The following is a 16,777-nucleotide window of genomic DNA, read 5'->3' on the forward strand; positions in this document are numbered from 1 at the left end:
CACCGCCACCTTCATCCCCGCGGGTGGCGGACCGGTCCGGGAGGCGATGCCCGCCTCCCGGACTGTGCGCGTGTCCGCGCCGCCGCATGCCGCGCAGTCCTGTACGGAGCGTGCGCATCTCCCGCTTCGCTCTGCGTATTTGGCTGAAAATCACCCCTGTCTCTCGCGGTGGACATCCGCTCCGACCACGCAACTTGACGGCGCGAAGGGCGTCTTGGGGGAGCGTGCAGGGGGCGCATTCGAGTCGCACCCGTCTCGGCCGCCCATGCGAGTCCCTCGATCGAAGCCGGTGCCGCCGCCCCTCCACAGCGCGCCCTTCGTGGCAGCATGGGGATCCGGTTCGTACGGGGCACTGTTGTCCACAGCCTGTGGAGGCGTCGATGCGGTGGTTGGTGGGTTGGAGCAGCACCGCCGCGGGCGTCACCGGGACCGGCACCGCGGGCGCCACCGGTTACGACGGCGAGACCCTGCACCCGGTCGGCTCCCACCTCCTGTGGGGCGACCCGGATCCGCTGTGGGCCGTCGGCGACTGGCGCCCGGACGAGGTGCGCGTGGTGCGGGCCGACGCGGACAGCCACATCGCCGTCCTCGGCCTCTGCGGCGCCACCGACGAGGAGCTCAGACGCGGCCTGTTCACCGCGCGCGGGGGCGCACTGCGCCATCTGACGGCCTGGCCGGGCAGTTACACCGCGGTCGTCAAGGTCGGCCGCCGCATCACCGTCTGCGGCGATCTCGCGGGCGCCCGGCCGGTGTTCCACACCCCGTGGGCCGGCGGCACCGCCTACGCCACCGCCGCGCTCCCCCTCGCCGACCTCATCGAGGCCAACCTCGACTTCACCCATCTGGCCGCCCTGCTCGCCGCCCCCGAGGTACCGGCCGCGGTGCGCGACAGCACCCCGTACGAGGGCGTGCGGCGCGTTCCGCCGGGGCACGCGCTCGTGCTGCGCGCCGGGGCGCGTGAGATCGCCGGGTACGAGCCGGTCGCCTCCCTCGCCGTGGCCGCCGCGCCCGCCGACCCCGAGCGCGCCGTGGACGCCGTACGCGACGCCCTCGTGGAGGCGGTCCGCACCCGGCTGTCGGCACCGCGGCACGCACCCGGCCTCGACCCCGGGCCGGTGCCCGGCATGGGCCCGGCCGAGCGGCGGGCCCGGCGCGGGATGCCCGGGCCCGGCATCGGCGCCGACCTGTCCGGCGGCCCCGCCTCGGGCACCCTCGCGCTGCTGGCCGCCGGGCTGCCCGGCAGACCCGGCACGCTCCTCGGCCACGGCACCGGCGCGGGCGAACGGCTCGTCGCCGTCACCTTCAACGACCTGACCGTGGCCGGCCGCGAGGCCGAACTCGAACGCGCCGGAGCCCTCGCCGCCAACCCCCGCCTGCACCACATGGTGGTCACCGGCGCCGAGGAGACCCTGCCGTACGCCGACCTCGACGGCCCCCTCACCGACGAACCGGGCCCCTCGCTGGTCATGGCCGCCCGGCACCGCGCCCGGCTCGCCGCCGGCAGCGCCGACCACTTCACCGGCCACGGCGCCCGGCAGGTCCTGGACGCCCACCCCGCCCGCCTCGCCGACCTCCTCATGGACCGCAAACGGCGCCACCTGGTCCGCCCGGTCGCCGCGCTCGCCAAGGCCGACGGCTCGGTGATGGTCCCCGCGCGCGTGTACGGCGCCGCCCGCCGCCTCGCCCGCACGCCCTACCGGACCGGCCTGGAGGTGCTGGCCGAGCGGCTGATGCGGCGCCGCTTCGACGAGCCCAAGGGGGCGGTCGGCGCCTCCCTCGCCCAGCTGGCCTGGGCCGGAGCCGGACCGGCGGCCCGCTGGCTGACGGGGGAGGCACTGGCCGAAGTATCGGTTCTTCTCCAGTCGGAGGCGGACCGCTCGGCAACCGGCGTCCAGCGTCCCGGCGACTACCGCGCGCGTGCCGCCCTCGCCCGCCACGCCGCCGACCTGCGCGTCCTGGAACAGGCCGCCGAGATCCGCTCCCAGCGCCTGCACGCGCCGTTCCTCGACAACCAGGTCGTCCGCGCCTGCCGCGCCCTGCCCGAAGCCCTGCGCGTCCAGCCCGGCGCCCGCGCCGCCATCCTCCGTACGGTCCTGGAGGGCGCCGGCGTCACCGACCTCCCGCCCGGCTGGGGCGCCCCCTCGCACGCCTCCTCGGCGGCAGCCGCACGCGCGGGCCTGAGGGTGGCGGCCGGCCCCCTGCTGGACCTCTTCTCCACGCCCCTGCTGGCCGACGCCGGCCTGGTGGAGGCGCATGTCATCCGCAAGGCGCTGCACGGCGCCGCCGCCGGCGACCCCCTCCCCCTGGACGGCCTGGCCGACCTCGTCTCCCTCGAACTCTGGCTCCACCGCCTCCTCTCCCGCCGGGGCACCTGCTGGACGGGGACCCCGGCCCGCGCCCGCGCGGTGCCCTCCGGGATCCAGCCGAGGCGCGGAGCGCTGGCCTCCGGCGCTTGAGCGGGGACGCGAGGGTGCGAATTCGCCGCTGCCGTCCGCGGGGCCGCTGTGGCTGGTCGTGCAGTTCCCCGCGCCCCCAGGGAGTCGCACCACCGCAGCTGCCCCCGCCGCGGCACAGGGCAACGATCCAGCACCGCTCACCGAAACCCCGTCGCCCCACCCCGCACCCCCCGCGACAATGACCAGGTGCGGTACAGAATCCTGGGCGTAACCCAAGCAGCGGACGACCAGGGCACCCCCGTACCCATCGGCGGCCGGCGCCTCCGCACGCTCCTCACCGCCCTGGCCCTCCGCCCAGGCCGCACCACCACCCCCGAGGCCCTGATCGAGGAGATCTGGGCGGACGACCCACCGCACGACGCCCCCGCCGCCCTCCAGGCCCTGATCGGCCGCCTCCGCCGCGCCCTCGGCAAGCAGGCCGTCGGCTCCACCCCCGGCGGCTACCGCCTGGAGGCGACCGAGGAGGACGTGGACCTGTACGTCTTCGAGCACCTCGTCGACGCCGGCACCAAGGCCCTCACCGCCGGCGACCCGACCACCGCCCACCGCACCCTCACCGAGGCCCTCGCCCTCTGGCACGGCCCCGCCCTCGCCGACCTTCCGGACCACACCGCGGCCGCCCGTCCGGACGCCCTGCGCCTGGCGGCGACCCGCGCCCGGGCCGCCGCCGCCCTCGACCTCGGCCGCGCCCAGGACGTCGTACCGGAGCTGACGGAACTCACCGCGGCCCACCCGCTGGACGAACCCCTGCACGCCCTCCTCATCCGCGCCCTGCGCGACACCGGCCGCCCCGCCGACGCCCTCGCCGCGTACGAGTCCGCCCGCCGGACCCTCGCCGACACCCTCGGCACGGATCCGGGCCCGGAACTCAGAGCCCTGCACGGGTCGTTGCTGGCCCAGCAGGCACCGGCGCCCCCCAGAGTGCGGACCACCCCCGCTCAACCCCCCGAGCGCACCGGCAACATCCGCCCCCGTCTGACGTCCTTCGTCGGCCGGGAACCCGAACTCGAAGCCATTCGTTCCGATGTACACAGGGCCCGCCTGGTCACGCTCACCGGACCGGGCGGCTCCGGAAAGACCCGCCTCGCCGAGGAGGCCGCCGCAGGGCTTCCGCAGGCATGGCTGGTCGAGCTGGCACCGCTCGACCGTCCGGAGGCGGTGCCCGGCGCGGTGGTCAGCGCCCTCGGTCTGCGCGAGACCGTGCTGCTGACCAACGAGCTGGCGACCCCGCAGGCCGACCCGGTCGCCCTGCTGATCGAGCACTGCGCCCCGCGCAGCGAGCTCCTGGTCCTTGACAACTGTGAACATGTCATCGGCGCGGCCGCCGCCCTCGCCGAGACCCTCCTCACCCACTGCCCGGGGCTCACGATCCTCGCGACCAGCCGTGAACCCCTGGGCGTCCCCGGTGAGTCGGTGCGCCCGGTCGAGCCCCTCGTCCCGGAGCAGGCGCACCGCCTGTTCGCCGAGCGTGCGAAGGCCGTCCGACCCGACGCCGACGCGGTGCTCGCCGACACCGAGGCCGTGGCGGAGATCTGCCGCCGTCTGGACGGGCTGCCGCTCGCCATCGAGCTGGCCGCCGCCCGGCTCAGGCTGCTGACCCCGCGGCAGATCGCCGACCGGCTCGACGACCGCTTCCGCCTGCTCACCTCCGGAAGCCGCACCGTCCTGCCCCGCCAGCAGACCCTGCGCGCGGTCGTCGACTGGTCCTGGGACCTGCTGGACGAGCGCGAGCGCACGGTGCTTTGCGAGGTCTCGGTGTTCGCCGGCGGCTGGGACCTCTCGGCGGCCGAGGCCGTGTGCACCGGCCCGGCGGCCGAGCTGATCGGCGCCCTGGTCGACAAGTCCCTCGTCGTCGCCGCCCCGGATGCCACGGGCGGCATGCGCTACCGCATGCTGGAGACCATCCACGAGTACGCCACCGAGCGTGCGGCCGATATCCCCGGCCTGCGCGCCACGGCCGAGCGCCGGCACCGCGCATGGGTGCGGGCACTGGTCGAGGAGGCCGAGCCGCGCCTGCGGTCGGCGGACCAGCTGCCCTGGATCTCCCGCCTGGAGACCGAACTGGACAACGTCCGGGCGGCCCTGGACCGCTCCGTCCGCGCCGGCGACGAGGCGGAGGCGGCCGCGATCGTCCTGGCCATCGGCTGGTTCTGGTGGCTGCGCAACCACCGTCAGGAGGCGATGTCCTGGGTCCAGCTGGTCCTGCGCCTGGGCGTGGCCCTGGACGCCCGTGCGGCCTCGCAGGCCTCCGGTACGCAGGCCCCCGGGTCGACGTCGGACGCCACCGGCGACCCGGAGGCGCTGATGGTCCTCGTGGAGTCGGCCGACCCGGTGGGCGCCCTCCTCGCCGCGCCCGACGGCGAGGCCGGGCACCCGCTGCGCGAGCCGCGGATGGACCTGCGGATGCTCGACCTGTTCCTGACCTCCGAGTCGAGCCCCGTGCACCTCGCGGCCGACACCCGGGCCCCGGAGTACGTCGCGCGCGTCCGGGCCGCCTTCGAGCACGGTGGTCCCCGCGCCGCCCGGCTCCCGGGCATCGTCTGGCCGCTGACCGCCTACTACCTGGGCGGCTCGGAGGACCTCGGCCCGGCCATGACCCAGGCCGTCGCCAACTGCCGTGCGTACGGCGGCGACTGGGAGGTCGGCGTCTCCCTGATGTACCGCACCCACACGATCGTCGACTCCGCGGGCAACCTGCGGGGCGTGGACGAGGACCTCGCCGAGCTGCGGACGCTCAGCCGGAGGGTCGGGGACCGCTGGATGCGGGCCCAGGTGTGCAGCGCGGCCGGCGAGGCGGCCATGGCACGCGGCCGGTTCGACGAGGCACGCGACGAGTACGAGGAGGCGCTGCGCCTGGCCTACGAGGTGGGGGCCTACGCCGAGTCGCCGTTCCTGAAGGCGCGGCTCGCCGAGATCGCCTACCGCTCCGGCGACACGAGGGCCGCGCTGGCCACCCTGGACGAGGCGGGAGCGGCCGCCGACCGCTACGCGGTGCCGGAGTCACGCGCCTTCGTCCTGCTGCTGCGTGCTCACATCGCCCTGCACGACAAGGAGATCACTCGTGCCCGCGAGCTGTACGAGGCCACCCGCGCGGTGACGCGCGGCGGTACGCCGCCGCCGCAGTTCCTGGCGGCCCTGCGCACCATCGAGGCGCTCCTCGCCGCCGAGGACACGGGCCCCGGGCACGGGCTGCCGATCCTCGCGGAGGCGCTGCGCGACGCCGCGGCCCAGCGGTGCTCCGAGGCGATCACGGCGGTGCTGGTGGACACCGCGGCCGGGCTGCGCGCCCGGTGCGGCGATCTGGCCGGTGCGGTCCGGCTGTTCGCCGCGGCGGACCGCTGGCGCGACGGCAATCCGCGTCCCGAGCCGGAGCACAGCAAGGCCGCCCGGGTGCAGGCCGATGCCCGTGCGGCCCTGCCCGCCGACCGGTACGCGGCCGAGCGCGCCCGGGGCGCTTCCCTCGACGTGGCCGGCGTGCTGCGGGAGCTGGGCGTGCCGCAGGCGGCCGTCGAGCGCGGCTGAGGACGGCTACCGGCAGGTGAACCGGGACTCCGCCCAGTCCGCGAGCGCCGCCCGGTCCAGGAGGCTGCCGTGCGGCCGCACGACGAGCCGTACGGTCCTGCGCCCGGTCAGGTCCACATGGACGGGTACGGCCCGGTCGTCGCCCTCGACCATCCCGGACTGCCACAGCCGGACCCCGTCGGCGTAGACCGAGAAGGACACCTTGCCGAGGCCGAGGGTCATGTCGTCCACGCCCGCCAGTGCGTCGTAGGCGGTGCACCGCCGGTTGAGGGTGACGGTGACGGAGGACTCGCCGTGTACGGTCACCCCGCGCCCGTACCGCGTGCCGCCGACCGACATGCCGTAGCGCTGCCACACCCAGCTGCTCTCACCGAGCCGGATCTCGGGCCGGGTGCCGTCGCCGGTGAGGTCGTAGTCGAGGTCGCTCAGCTGGTAGACGGCGGTCGCGGGCGGCGGAGCGGGCTTCGGGGTCGGCTTCGGCGTGGGGGTGGGAGCCGGTGCCGGCCTGGGTGCCGGCTTCGGTGGCGGCGGCGGAGTGGGCGTGGGTGTCGGAGTGGGCGTCGGCGCGGCGATGGGCGCGGCCGGACCGGGGGCCGGTACGACCGGCTCGGGCGCGGGCTTCTTCGATGGCATCGAGGGCTTCGACGGCTTCGACGGCTTCGGTGGGGCCGGCTCGGGCGGCTCGGAGCGTACGACGGGCGCGGGCGGCGACGGCTTGACCGCCTCCTTCACCGGCGGGTGACCGTCGTTCACCAGGGCCAGCGCCACCGCGGCGGCGGCCACCGCGACCACACCGGCCGCGATCCCCGCCTTCACCGGTGCGCCGAGCGCCTCGGAGGCCGCGGCACCGCCCGCGCCGCCCGCCCCGCCGGACGAGCCGGATGCCGCCGCCGCGGCACCCGCCGCCCCGGCCCCCGCGCTGCCCGCGATGATGCCGAGCGCCTTGGCATACCCGGCGGCCCCGAACCAGCCGATGACCGCGACCGGGACGACACCGGGGATACCGCCGGCGACCTCTTCGATCTGCGCGGCCGCCAGCCGGCACCTGGCGCATTCCTCCAGGTGCTTGCGCAGGCCCCGCTCGGCGCGGACGCGCAGTTTGCGGCGGGCGTAGGTGCCGAGCTGGTCGGCATAGCGGGCGCACCCCTCGTCACCGGCGAGGGAGGCGCTCACATGGGCCTGGAGATAGGCCTGCTTCAGGCCCTCGCGCGCCCGGCTGGCGAGGACCCGGGTGCCGTTGGCGTCCAGCCCGAACAGCACGGCGACCTCGCTCGGCGACTCGTCCTCCACCTCGGTGTGCCAGAGCACGGCCTGCCAGCGCTCGGGCAGCGAGCGGAAGGCCCGCATCGCCAGGGACTGCTCGGCCGCGTGCATCGCGCGCACATCGGCGCCGGGGTCCCATGTGCCGTCGTCGGACCCTTCGGAGGCGCGCGAGGCCTGCTGGGAGAAGACGGCGAAGTCGTCCACGAGCTGCTCGCGCCGGGCCGACTTCGTCCAGTGCGCGGCGACGCGCCGCACGGAGGTCAGCAGATAGGCCCGAACGGCGTGTTCGGGCCCCGCTCCGCCCCGCACCGCCTGCAGCATCCGGGCGAAGACCTCCGCCGTCAGGTCGTCGGCGGTGTGCCCGTCCCGGCAGCAGGTGCGCGCATACCGCCGTACGGAGTCGGCGTGCCGCCGGTAGAGCTCCGCGTACGCGGAGTCGTCACCGCCGCGCATCCGCTCGACCAGCTCACCGTCGTCGGGCGGCATCTCCCGACGCGTCGGCAGCATGCTGCCCCCGCGCTGGGCGGGCACGCTCCGCCCGCCCGGCGAAGCCGGACGCCCGCCCTGGTGCGGCACCTGGGGCGGGGCCGGCTCGGCGGCCTCCGCACCCGCGTCGGCACCGCGTGACTCGTCCCACCCGTCAACGCCCATCGTCACTGGCTCAGGGTGCCACAGCGTCCTTTGTCCGAGGACCCTGTGTCCCCGGCATCCACTCGTCCGAGGGCACTGGTCAGCACAGATCTGCGGTCACCACTGGAACGAGCGAGCAGCGGTTCCCCCAGGGGCGCGCACCCACGCCTTCCCCCAGGGGGCGCGCCCCTTACGCCGGACGAGACCGGAGCCCCTCCAGCAGGATGTCGAGCAGCCGGGCAGAAGCCGCCGCCTGCTGAGCCGCATCCGGCAGCGACGGTGCCGCCGTGGCGATCACCAGCAGCACATCCCCCACGGACACGTCCGCCCGCAGCTCACCGGCCGCCCGAGCCCGCTCCACCAGCTGCCCGACGACATCGAGCAACGTCCCGACCCCGCTGTCGTCGGCGGACTCGCCCGGCACCAGCCGCAGCTCGCCACTGGCCGGCTGCACCCGCTGCTGAGGCACCCGGGCCTCCTCGACGGACCCGGCCGACCCCGTGGAGCCGGCCAGCACCTGCGGCGGCAGCAACCGCCCCGCCCCCGACGCCACGGACGTCCGCAGGAACCGGGACAGCGCCGACCACGGCTCGTCCTCCTGCCCGAGCGCGGCCCGCGCCTGCTCGGTCAGCCGCGCCGTCTCCTCCTCGGCTATCCGCCGGACCAGTACGTCCTTGCTGGGAAAGCGCCGGTACACCGTGCCGACACCCACCCGTGCGCGCCGCGCCACGTCCTCCATCGGCGCGCCGTACCCCAGCTCGCCGAAGACCTCACGCGCCGCACGCAGCACGTGCTCCAGATTGCGCTGTGCGTCCACCCGCAGCGGCGTCGTACGCGCCCCGTCCGCGCTCCCGTTGCCCGCCGCCGCGCTCACCGCGCCACCGCCGGACGCGATCGCGGTTGCAGCTGACCAATGCGTGCCCTGAACATGCATGTGTTCCCCCGGTAATGACGTCTCCCCCCGGAGACTCCCCGCAACTGAACGCGGAGTGCGCGGAACATGCGTCGGTCCCGACCGGGTCGCCCGTCGCGGCACCCGCTCGACCACAGTCCCTACACTCCGTCGACACACGAACATAGTTGAGAGGGAGTCAATTCAGAAGGGGCAGGTTCCGCACAGTGCGCCCCCCGATCGGAGTACGGGTCTCGTACATCCCGTTTCCTCACCTTCGATCCGCCTCGCCCGCCCCCGCTGACCTGCCCCGTTTCGTCCCGCCCGGACACCGTGCCCGGCCCCGCGGACACCCGGCCGCCGGTCACACAAATTGCCGGGGCTGTGGACAAACACCTGCGCCGGGTGCGTCATGGGATGGTGAAGGAACGTGCGCGCATTCTGGTTGTCGGCGGCGGCTACGTCGGGATGTACACGGCCCTGCGTCTGCAGCGGAAGCTGAAGGGCGAGCTCAAGCGGGGTGAGGTCGACATCACCGTCGTCACCCCCGACCCCTACATGACGTACCAGCCCTTCCTTCCCGAAGCAGCCGCGGGGTCGATCTCCCCCCGCCATGTCGTCGTACCGCTGCGCCGCGTTCTGGACCAGTGCCACGTCGTCGTCGGCGAGGTCACCTCCATCGACCACGCGGGGCGCACCGCCGCCGTCCACACCCTCGCCACCGCCGAGGAGGGCACGGCGGCCGAACTCCTCCGCTACGACGAACTCGTGCTCGCCCCCGGCTCGGTCTCCCGCACGCTGCCCATCCCCGGCCTCGCCGAGTACGGCATCGGCTTCAAGACCGTCGAAGAGGCCATCGGCCTGCGCAACCACGTCATCGAGCAGATGGACATCGCCTCCTCCACCCGCGACCCGGCCATCCGCGACGCCGCCCTCACCTTCGTCTTCGTCGGCGGCGGCTACGCGGGCGTGGAGGCGCTCGCCGAACTGGAGGACATGGCCCGCTACACCGCGCGCTACTACCACAACGTCCGCCCCGAGGACCTGAAGTGGATCCTCGTGGAGGCCTCCGACCGGATCCTGCCCGAGGTCGGCGCCGAGATGGGCCGCTACACCGTCACCCAGCTGCGCCGCCGCAACATCCAGGTCCTCCTGAACACCCGCCTGGACTCCTGCGCCGACCGCGTCGCCGTCCTCAGCGACGGCCAGCGCTTCCCGACCCGTACGGTCGTGTGGACCGCCGGCGTCAAGCCCAGCCCCCTGCTCGCCGCGACCGGCCTGCCGCTCACCGAGCGCGGCCGGCTCAAGTGCACCGCCCGGCTGACCGTCGACGGCGCCGAACACGCCTGGGGCGCCGGCGACGCGGCGGCCGTACCCGACGTCACCGCCGCCGAACCCGGCACCGAGACCGCCCCGAACGCCCAGCACGCCGTACGCCAGGCCAAGGTCCTCGGCGACAACATCGCCCACGCGCTGCGCGGCGAGCCCCTGGAGACGTACGCCCACAAGTACGTCGGCTCCGTCGCCTCCCTCGGCCTGCACAAGGGGGTCGCCCAGGTCTACGGGCGCAAGCTGAAGGGCTACCCTGCCTGGTTGATGCACCGCGTCTACCACCTCAGCAGGGTGCCCACCGTCAACCGCAAGGCCCGCGTCCTGGCGGAATGGACCCTCGCCGGGCTCTTCAAACGGGAGATCGTCTCGCTCGGTTCGCTCGAACATCCGCGAGCGGAGTTCGAACTCGCGGCCGGTGGAAAGCCTCCTCACAGCCCCTCGGACAACCCGAAGGGGTCGTCCTGACCGGACCCAGGAACTCCCCGGCCCGCCCAGGCGTCTGACGGATGTCGCCGCGGCGCCGCCCCTGCCAGACTGCCCCACGTCCGCGGACGGGCCACCCACCCGCCCACAGCACCCACGAGGCTTCTTCCCAAGTGAACTTCACGCGCTGGAGCGCCCGGCTCCCCGGAACGCAGCGCCGCGCCGCCGCGCGGACCGAGCCCCCGGTCTCCCCGGACCGGCGGGGGGAAGGCTCCGTGCCCGCGGCCCGCGCCGAACAGCCGTCCGACGACACATCCCCGGTGCCCGCCGTCGACGAACTGCCCTCGCGCGAGGTACTCGACCGCGTCCCGGCCCTCGTCGCGCTCGTGCACGGCCCGGACCACCGCATCGGGTACGTCAACGACGCCTACACGGCGGCCTTCGGCGCACGGCCCACCGGCGCGCCCGCGCGGGAGGCGCTCCCGGAGCTCGCCGAACTGGGCCTCCTCCCGCTCCTCGACCAGGTGCTGCGCAGCGGCAAGCCCCGCACCCTGAAGTCCCGCAAGGCCGTCGACGGCCGCTCCTACACGTTCACCTGCACCCCCGTCGCCGAGGACGGCGACCGCGACGGCGGCGTGCTCGTCTTCGCCACCGACGTCACCGACCACGCCGAGGCCGCCGAACGCCTGCGCGCCAGCGAACGCCGCCAGCGCGAGACCGCCGTCACCCTCCAGCGCTCCCTCCTCCCGCAGGAACTGGAACAGCCCGACGACCTCCGGATCGCCGCCACCTACCAGCCCGGCGGCACCGAGGCCGCGGTCGGCGGCGACTGGTACGACGTGATCACCCTCGGCGGCGGCCGCACCGCCCTGGTCATCGGGGACGTCATGGGGCGGGGGGTGCGCGCGGCGGCCGTGATGGGCCAACTGCGGACGGCCGTCAGGGCGTACGCCCGCCTCGACCTGCCCCCGCACGAGGTGCTCCAGCTCCTCGACGGCCTCGCCACCGAGATCGACCCCAACCAGATCGCCACCTGCGTCTACGCCGTCCACGACCCCAACGAGGGCCGCCTGGTGTACGCCTCCGCCGGCCACCTGCCGATCCTGGTCCGCGACGAGAACGGCACGGTCTCCCGCGCCGACGAACCCACCGGCCCGCCGCTCGGCACCGGAGGCTGGATCCACTCCTCCGGCTCCATCGCCCTCGGCCCCGGTGCCACCGCCGTCCTGTACACCGACGGCCTGGTCGAGCGCCGCGACGAGGACCTGGACGAGGGCATCGCCGCACTCGAAGGCGCCCTCGCCGGCGCCACCGGCACCCCGCAGGTCGTCTGCGACCGCCTGGTCCGCTCGGCCGGCGTCACCGCCGACCACGACGACGACGTCGCCGTCCTCGTCCTCCAGCACCCCGCCCGTACGGGCCCCGACGGCGAGCTCTTCCGCAACGCCGCCCTGGAACTCCTCGGCGGCGTCGAAGCCGCACCCCGCGCGCGTGCCTTCGCCACCGGCGTCCTCACCAGCTGGCGCTTCCCCGCCGAACTGCACGACCTCGGCGTCCTCGCCACCAGCGAACTCGTCGCCAACAGCCTCCAGCACGGCACCCCGCCCATGCGCCTGCGCCTGCGCCGCACCGACCGGCGCCTGATCATCGAGGTCACCGACGGCGACGACCACCTGCCCCGGCGCCGCCGCGCAGAGCCCGGCGACGAGTCCGGCCGGGGCATCGCCATCGTGGCGACGATCGCCTCCAGCTGGGGCTGCCGCCGCACCCCGGGCGGCGGCAAGGCGGTGTGGTGCGAGTTCGTTCTGCCGAAGGGAATGCACTGACCGGCGGGCGTACCGGCCCGCGTGGCACCCGGGCCGTACCCCTGGACCGGTGTTACTGACGTTGTTGCCGTGATGTCGTCAACGTAGTCCGGTTCCAGCGAGACATGCGTCGATGAGGTTGCTGCGGTACTGGATCTGGCGGAGACCACCTCGGAGCGTGCTGATGAGGTGGTCGGGGTCGGTGAAGGCGATGTTCACCTGGCTGCTGCGCCGCAGCAGGGACCAGATGCCCTCGACGGGGTTGAGGTCCGGCGCGTAGGCCGGCAGGAAATAGCAAGTGATCCAGTCGTGGGTGCCGATGAACTCCCGCAGTCGGCGGTCCTTGTGGACGTTGAGGTTGTCCCACACGAGCACAATGGGTGCGCCGAGCTGCTGGTGAGCGGCGATCAGCAGGTCGCGGTAGTCGGTCCAGGTGAAACTGCGTCTACCGCCCCGCTTGTGATCGACATGCCGCTTGGGCCGGTAGATCAGCCGTGAGCGTTCCCCCTGCTTGTAGCAGGCCAGAGCGGCAACGGAGAAGCGGCGCTGAGAGCGCCCTCGCACCCGGATGACGGGTGTGCGCCCGCGCCGGGCCCAGGTCCGTGCGGTGGGCGGCGTCATCGAGAAGCCGGCTTCGTCTTCGAAGCACAGCCAGGCGTCGAGCGCCGCCACGGACCTTCCACCTGCGGCCAGGTCTCCTTCACCCAGCCCGCCACGGCCTCCTCGTCGCGCTCGATGGCCCGGCGGGCCGGAACCTGGTGGCTGAAGCCGTGTCGGTGCAGCATCCGCGCGATCGCCGACAGCGTCATGCTCTTGTGGAACCGGCGCCCGATCAGCGTCTTGATCCGCGCCAGCGTCCACGTCTGGTCCGGCCAGCCATGCGCGACCGGTCCCTTGGCGAGCTCCTGCTCGAGCACGGTGAACAGGGCCTCACTCAGCTTGGGCCGTGACACGGGCCCGGCAGACCGCAGCCCCTCGGCTCCGGCATCGTGCCAGGCCCGACGCCAGCGCTGCACCGAGCGCACACTCACCCGTAAGTCCTTGGCGACCTCAGCGCTGGAGGCACCCGCAGCGAATCGCTCCGCAGCCTCCAGCCGGATCCGCTCGCGAAACGCCTGCCGTTCAGGCGTCAGCCCACCACCCTGCGGATATCTCACACAACCGGCATACCGCGACGATCACACATCGTCAGCCCCCAACGACAACACGCCGCAAAGGTCAGTAGAAGCTCACTCATGGCAGCCAGGCACGGCGACACCGAAGGCCCCGAGGGGTACGACACCTGCAGCGCCCCGATCACGGGTCCGTTCGTGGCCGAGCTGCTCGACGCCGCCGGCCTCGGCCCCGGTGACGCCGTACTCGACCTCGCCTGCGGCACGGGCTTCGTCGCCCACGCGGCTGCTCGCCTGGTGGGCCCCACCGGGCGGGTCTTCGGCGCCGACAGCGACGAGGGCCTGATCCGGGTCGCCCGGGACCGCCATCCGCGCCTCTACCCGGACATCGAGTTCACCGTAACCACCGCCGACCGCCTCCCCTACGACGACGCCGCCTTCGACGCGGTCGTCTGCCAGCAGGGCGTCCCGTTCTTCACCGACCTCGCCGGCACCTTGACCGAGACCGCCCGGGTCACCCGCCCGGACGGCCGGTTCGCCGCCACCTTCTGGGCTCCGGTCGACCGCCAGCCCTACTTCCTCGCCCAGCAGCGAGCCCTCCAGGAGTACGGCGGCCCGGTCGCGGCCCGCCACTTCGCCCGCGCGTTCTCCTGCACCGCCGAGCAGCTGATCACCGCCCTCCGCACGGCCGGCTACCGCGCCACCGCCCACCGCGACGTCACCTTCGGCATCGCGCTGCCTCCGCTGGACACCTACGCCCACGACCACCTGTCCGCCCTCTGGGGCAGCCTGATCACGCAGGCCGGCGGCGCGGAGGCCCTCACCCGGGCGGCCCGGCTGGTCCGCGACGAGGTCGTCGGCCACACCGCCCCGGACGGCACAGCGACGCTTCCTTTCACCGCCGTCCTGGTCACGGCCGTCCGCTGACCGGTACGCAGAACGGCCGCCACCCGAAGGTGACGGCCGTCGCGGACCACGAGAGGCTCACGCCTCGGCGGCCACCGGCTCGGCAGGAACCCCGCCACGGGTGACCACCCGGGACCCCCGCGCCAGCCACGGCTGGTCCTGTACGGCGGTGAGCCGCCGCCCGAGCCGCAGCGCCAGGACGGTGATCCCCAGCGAGAACAGCAGGAAGGTCACGATGTACGGCGCGTGCAGCGAGGCGCCGAGCGGCCCGCCCACCGCCGGACCGACGGCCAGCGCCAGCTGCTTGACCAGGGCGAACGCCGAGTTGTACTGCCCGGCCATGCCCTCCGGCGCCAGATCGGCGACCAGCGGCGCGACCGTCGGCGAGAGCATCGCCTCACCCAGCCCGAACAGCGCGTACGTCGACACGAAGGCGGCCGTCGCCATCTCCTGGCTGCCGTGCCCCAGCCCCGCGTACCCGGCGGCCAGCCAGGCCACGGCCCAGATCAGGCCCACCCCGGCGATCACCCGGGACCGCCGGCGCCGCTCCACGAACTTCAGCACGGCGAACTGGGCGACCACGATCATCAGCGTGTTCGCGGCCAGGGCCGTCCCCAGCGCGGAGGTGGATATCCCGGCGGCCTCGACCCCGTACGCGCTCAGCCCGGACTCGAACTGGCCGTAGCAGGCGAAGAACAGCACGAAGCCGAGCACACACAGCTGCACCATCGCCCGGTTCCCGAGCAACTGCTTCCAGCCGCCCTTCGCCGACCCGGCGGGTGCATCCTCCATGCGCGGCGAGTGCGGCATCCGCACGGTCGCCATCACACCGACCAGCAGCAGGAACATCGCCGCCTCGATCGCGAACAGCAGCGTGAACGACGACACGCGCGTGGTGTCGACGAGATGACCGCCGATGAGGCCGCCTGTACCGAGCCCCAGGTTCTGCAGGAAGAACTGCATGGCGAACGCCCGGGACCTGGTGTCGGCCGAAGAGCAGTCCACGATCATCGTCGCCAGCGCCGGCTGCATCACGGCCTGCCCGGCACCGAGCGCCGCGGCCGACAGCAGTACGGCGGCGGCACCGCCCGCGAGCCCCAGGCTCAGGGCGCCGAGCGCGGCGGTGACCAGGGCGGCGAGCAGGACCGGCAGCGGGCCGCGCCGCACGATCGCCCTGCCGGCGAACGGCAGCACGATCAGCGCGGCCACGGCGAAGACGGCGAGCACGAGTCCCGCCGTCATGGCCCCCAGTCCTCGCACCTGCGCCACATAGACGTACAGGTACGGGACCGTGAAGCCGAGCCCGAATGCGCTGAGTGCGTTGCCCACGTGGATCCGGCGCATCGCTGCGCCCATCGCCCTGGTCACGTTCACCTCTCTCACTAGTTAGGAGTGAAGACTTCGAAGCTAAAGTTCGAAGCTAAAGAGTACACACCGAAGGACTTCAAGGCAAAGGCGCCGCGTGCGATACTGCGGCCATGGCCGACACAGCCCCCGACGTCACCGAGCCGACGCTCGAAGAGCAGATCGCCGCCTACCAGCGCGAGTTCCGGGACCTCGATCCCCAGGTCGAGAAGATCGTGTCGGCGCTGTCCCGGCTCAACCGCCGCATGAACGTCGCCTACGGCCGCCAGACCGCCGCCCTCGGCATCAGCAACGCCGAGTGGGAGGTGCTCAAGGCGCTCGTCCTCTCCGGAGCCCCGTACCGCATGGGCCCCGGTGACCTCGCCAAGCGCCTCGGCCTCACCCCGGCCGCGATGACCCACCGGATCGACCGCATGGTCTCCGAAGGACTGGTCACCCGTGAACGGGACGAGTCCAACCGCGTCCGAGTCATCGTCGAGCTGACCCCGGAGGGACGAGAGAAGTGGCTGGAGGCAATGCGCCTGGCGACCGTCTTCGAGGAGGACCTGCTCCAGGACCTCACGCCGGCGGAGCGAGCGGTCCTCGGCGAGGTCCTGACCAGGCTCCTGATCAGGGTGGAACACGCCCAGCCGGACGCCGGTGGCCGTCTCAGCGACCTCGACTGAGGACACGGAAAAGATCTTGACAGGGACGGTTGACACGGACCTCCCCGTTCCGTAGAGTTCTTCGGGTTGTCAGGGAGCCGTAACGGTTCCGCAGCAACACTCAGCCGCCCCGAGCGGCACCCCCTCACACCATCAGCACGATCTCCTGTTCGGGTTGTATTCGGCGTGCCCGAATTCAATTCGAAGGGAAGCCCGGTGGCCCGATTGGGAATCGCCGAGTGGATCCGCTAAGGTTTGAGACGTCGGAACGGCCAAGCGGCCGGGAAGACAAACCCGCTGACTGGGAGTCAGACGCCGAAAGGATCTGATAGAGTCGGAACCGCCGGAAAGGGAAACGCGAAAGCGGGAACCTGGAAAGCACCGAGGAAATCGGATCGAGAAAAGATCTGATAGAGTCGGAAACACC

General features: G+C 73.5%; 10 protein-coding genes. 6 read left to right on the forward strand and 4 right to left on the reverse strand.

What is annotated here, in order from left to right; all coding sequences use genetic code 11:
• Positions 1–380: 380 nt before the first annotated feature.
• The gene (locus ABT171_RS31955) at positions 381–2,456 is read left to right on the forward strand and encodes an asparagine synthase-related protein (RefSeq protein WP_351249879.1); all 2,076 of its coding nucleotides are present in this window, start codon (positions 381–383) and stop codon (positions 2,454–2,456) included.
• Positions 2,457–2,642: 186 nt separating this feature from the next.
• Positions 2,643–5,978 (forward strand): AfsR/SARP family transcriptional regulator, encoded by a 3,336-nt coding sequence (locus ABT171_RS31960; RefSeq protein WP_351249880.1) that lies wholly within the window; start codon positions 2,643–2,645, stop codon positions 5,976–5,978.
• A 6-nt stretch (positions 5,979–5,984) separates the two neighbouring features.
• Here the strand turns inward: ABT171_RS31960 and ABT171_RS31965 are convergent, their stop codons facing one another.
• Entirely contained in the window at positions 5,985–7,892 is a 1,908-nt protein-coding gene (locus tag ABT171_RS31965) for a sigma-70 family RNA polymerase sigma factor (protein WP_351249890.1), read from the reverse strand.
• A 169-nt stretch (positions 7,893–8,061) separates the two neighbouring features.
• The gene (locus ABT171_RS31970; RefSeq protein WP_351249881.1) at positions 8,062–8,805 is read right to left on the reverse strand and encodes a TetR/AcrR family transcriptional regulator; all 744 of its coding nucleotides are present in this window, start codon (positions 8,803–8,805) and stop codon (positions 8,062–8,064) included.
• Positions 8,806–9,180: 375 nt separating this feature from the next.
• On the opposite strand from ABT171_RS31970, the gene ABT171_RS31975 reads away from it, so the two are divergent.
• The gene (locus ABT171_RS31975) at positions 9,181–10,560 is read left to right on the forward strand and encodes an NAD(P)/FAD-dependent oxidoreductase (protein WP_351249882.1); all 1,380 of its coding nucleotides are present in this window, start codon (positions 9,181–9,183) and stop codon (positions 10,558–10,560) included.
• Between the two features lie 131 nt (positions 10,561–10,691).
• Positions 10,692–12,344: an ATP-binding SpoIIE family protein phosphatase gene (locus ABT171_RS31980; RefSeq protein WP_351249883.1), complete on the forward strand. Its 1,653-nt coding sequence runs from the start codon at positions 10,692–10,694 to the stop codon at positions 12,342–12,344.
• 78 nt (positions 12,345–12,422) lie between these two features.
• Here the strand turns inward: ABT171_RS31980 and ABT171_RS41985 are convergent.
• A protein-coding gene (locus ABT171_RS41985; protein ID WP_503077280.1) for an IS630 family transposase occupies positions 12,423–13,480 on the reverse strand; the annotation gives its coding sequence in 2 pieces (ribosomal slippage) (positions 12,423–13,031 and positions 13,034–13,480; 1,056 coding nt in all).
• A gap of 78 nt (positions 13,481–13,558) precedes the next feature.
• On the opposite strand from ABT171_RS41985, the gene ABT171_RS31995 reads away from it, so the two are divergent.
• On the forward strand, positions 13,559–14,362 hold the full coding sequence (locus tag ABT171_RS31995) for a class I SAM-dependent methyltransferase (protein WP_351249885.1): 804 nt from the start codon (positions 13,559–13,561) through the stop codon (positions 14,360–14,362).
• A gap of 57 nt (positions 14,363–14,419) precedes the next feature.
• On the opposite strand, the gene ABT171_RS32000 is transcribed toward ABT171_RS31995, so the two are convergent.
• The gene (locus tag ABT171_RS32000; protein ID WP_351249886.1) at positions 14,420–15,709 is read right to left on the reverse strand and encodes an MFS transporter; all 1,290 of its coding nucleotides are present in this window, start codon (positions 15,707–15,709) and stop codon (positions 14,420–14,422) included.
• Between the two features lie 110 nt (positions 15,710–15,819).
• Between ABT171_RS32000 and ABT171_RS32005 the strand changes: the two genes are divergently transcribed.
• Complete coding sequence (locus tag ABT171_RS32005) at positions 15,820–16,371, forward strand: MarR family winged helix-turn-helix transcriptional regulator (RefSeq protein WP_351249887.1); 552 nt, start codon at positions 15,820–15,822, stop codon at positions 16,369–16,371.
• Positions 16,372–16,777 lie beyond the last annotated feature (406 nt).

Source organism: Streptomyces sp. NPDC001851, assembly GCF_040297165.1.
In the GTDB taxonomy this organism is placed as follows: Bacteria; Actinomycetota; Actinomycetes; order Streptomycetales; family Streptomycetaceae; genus Streptomyces.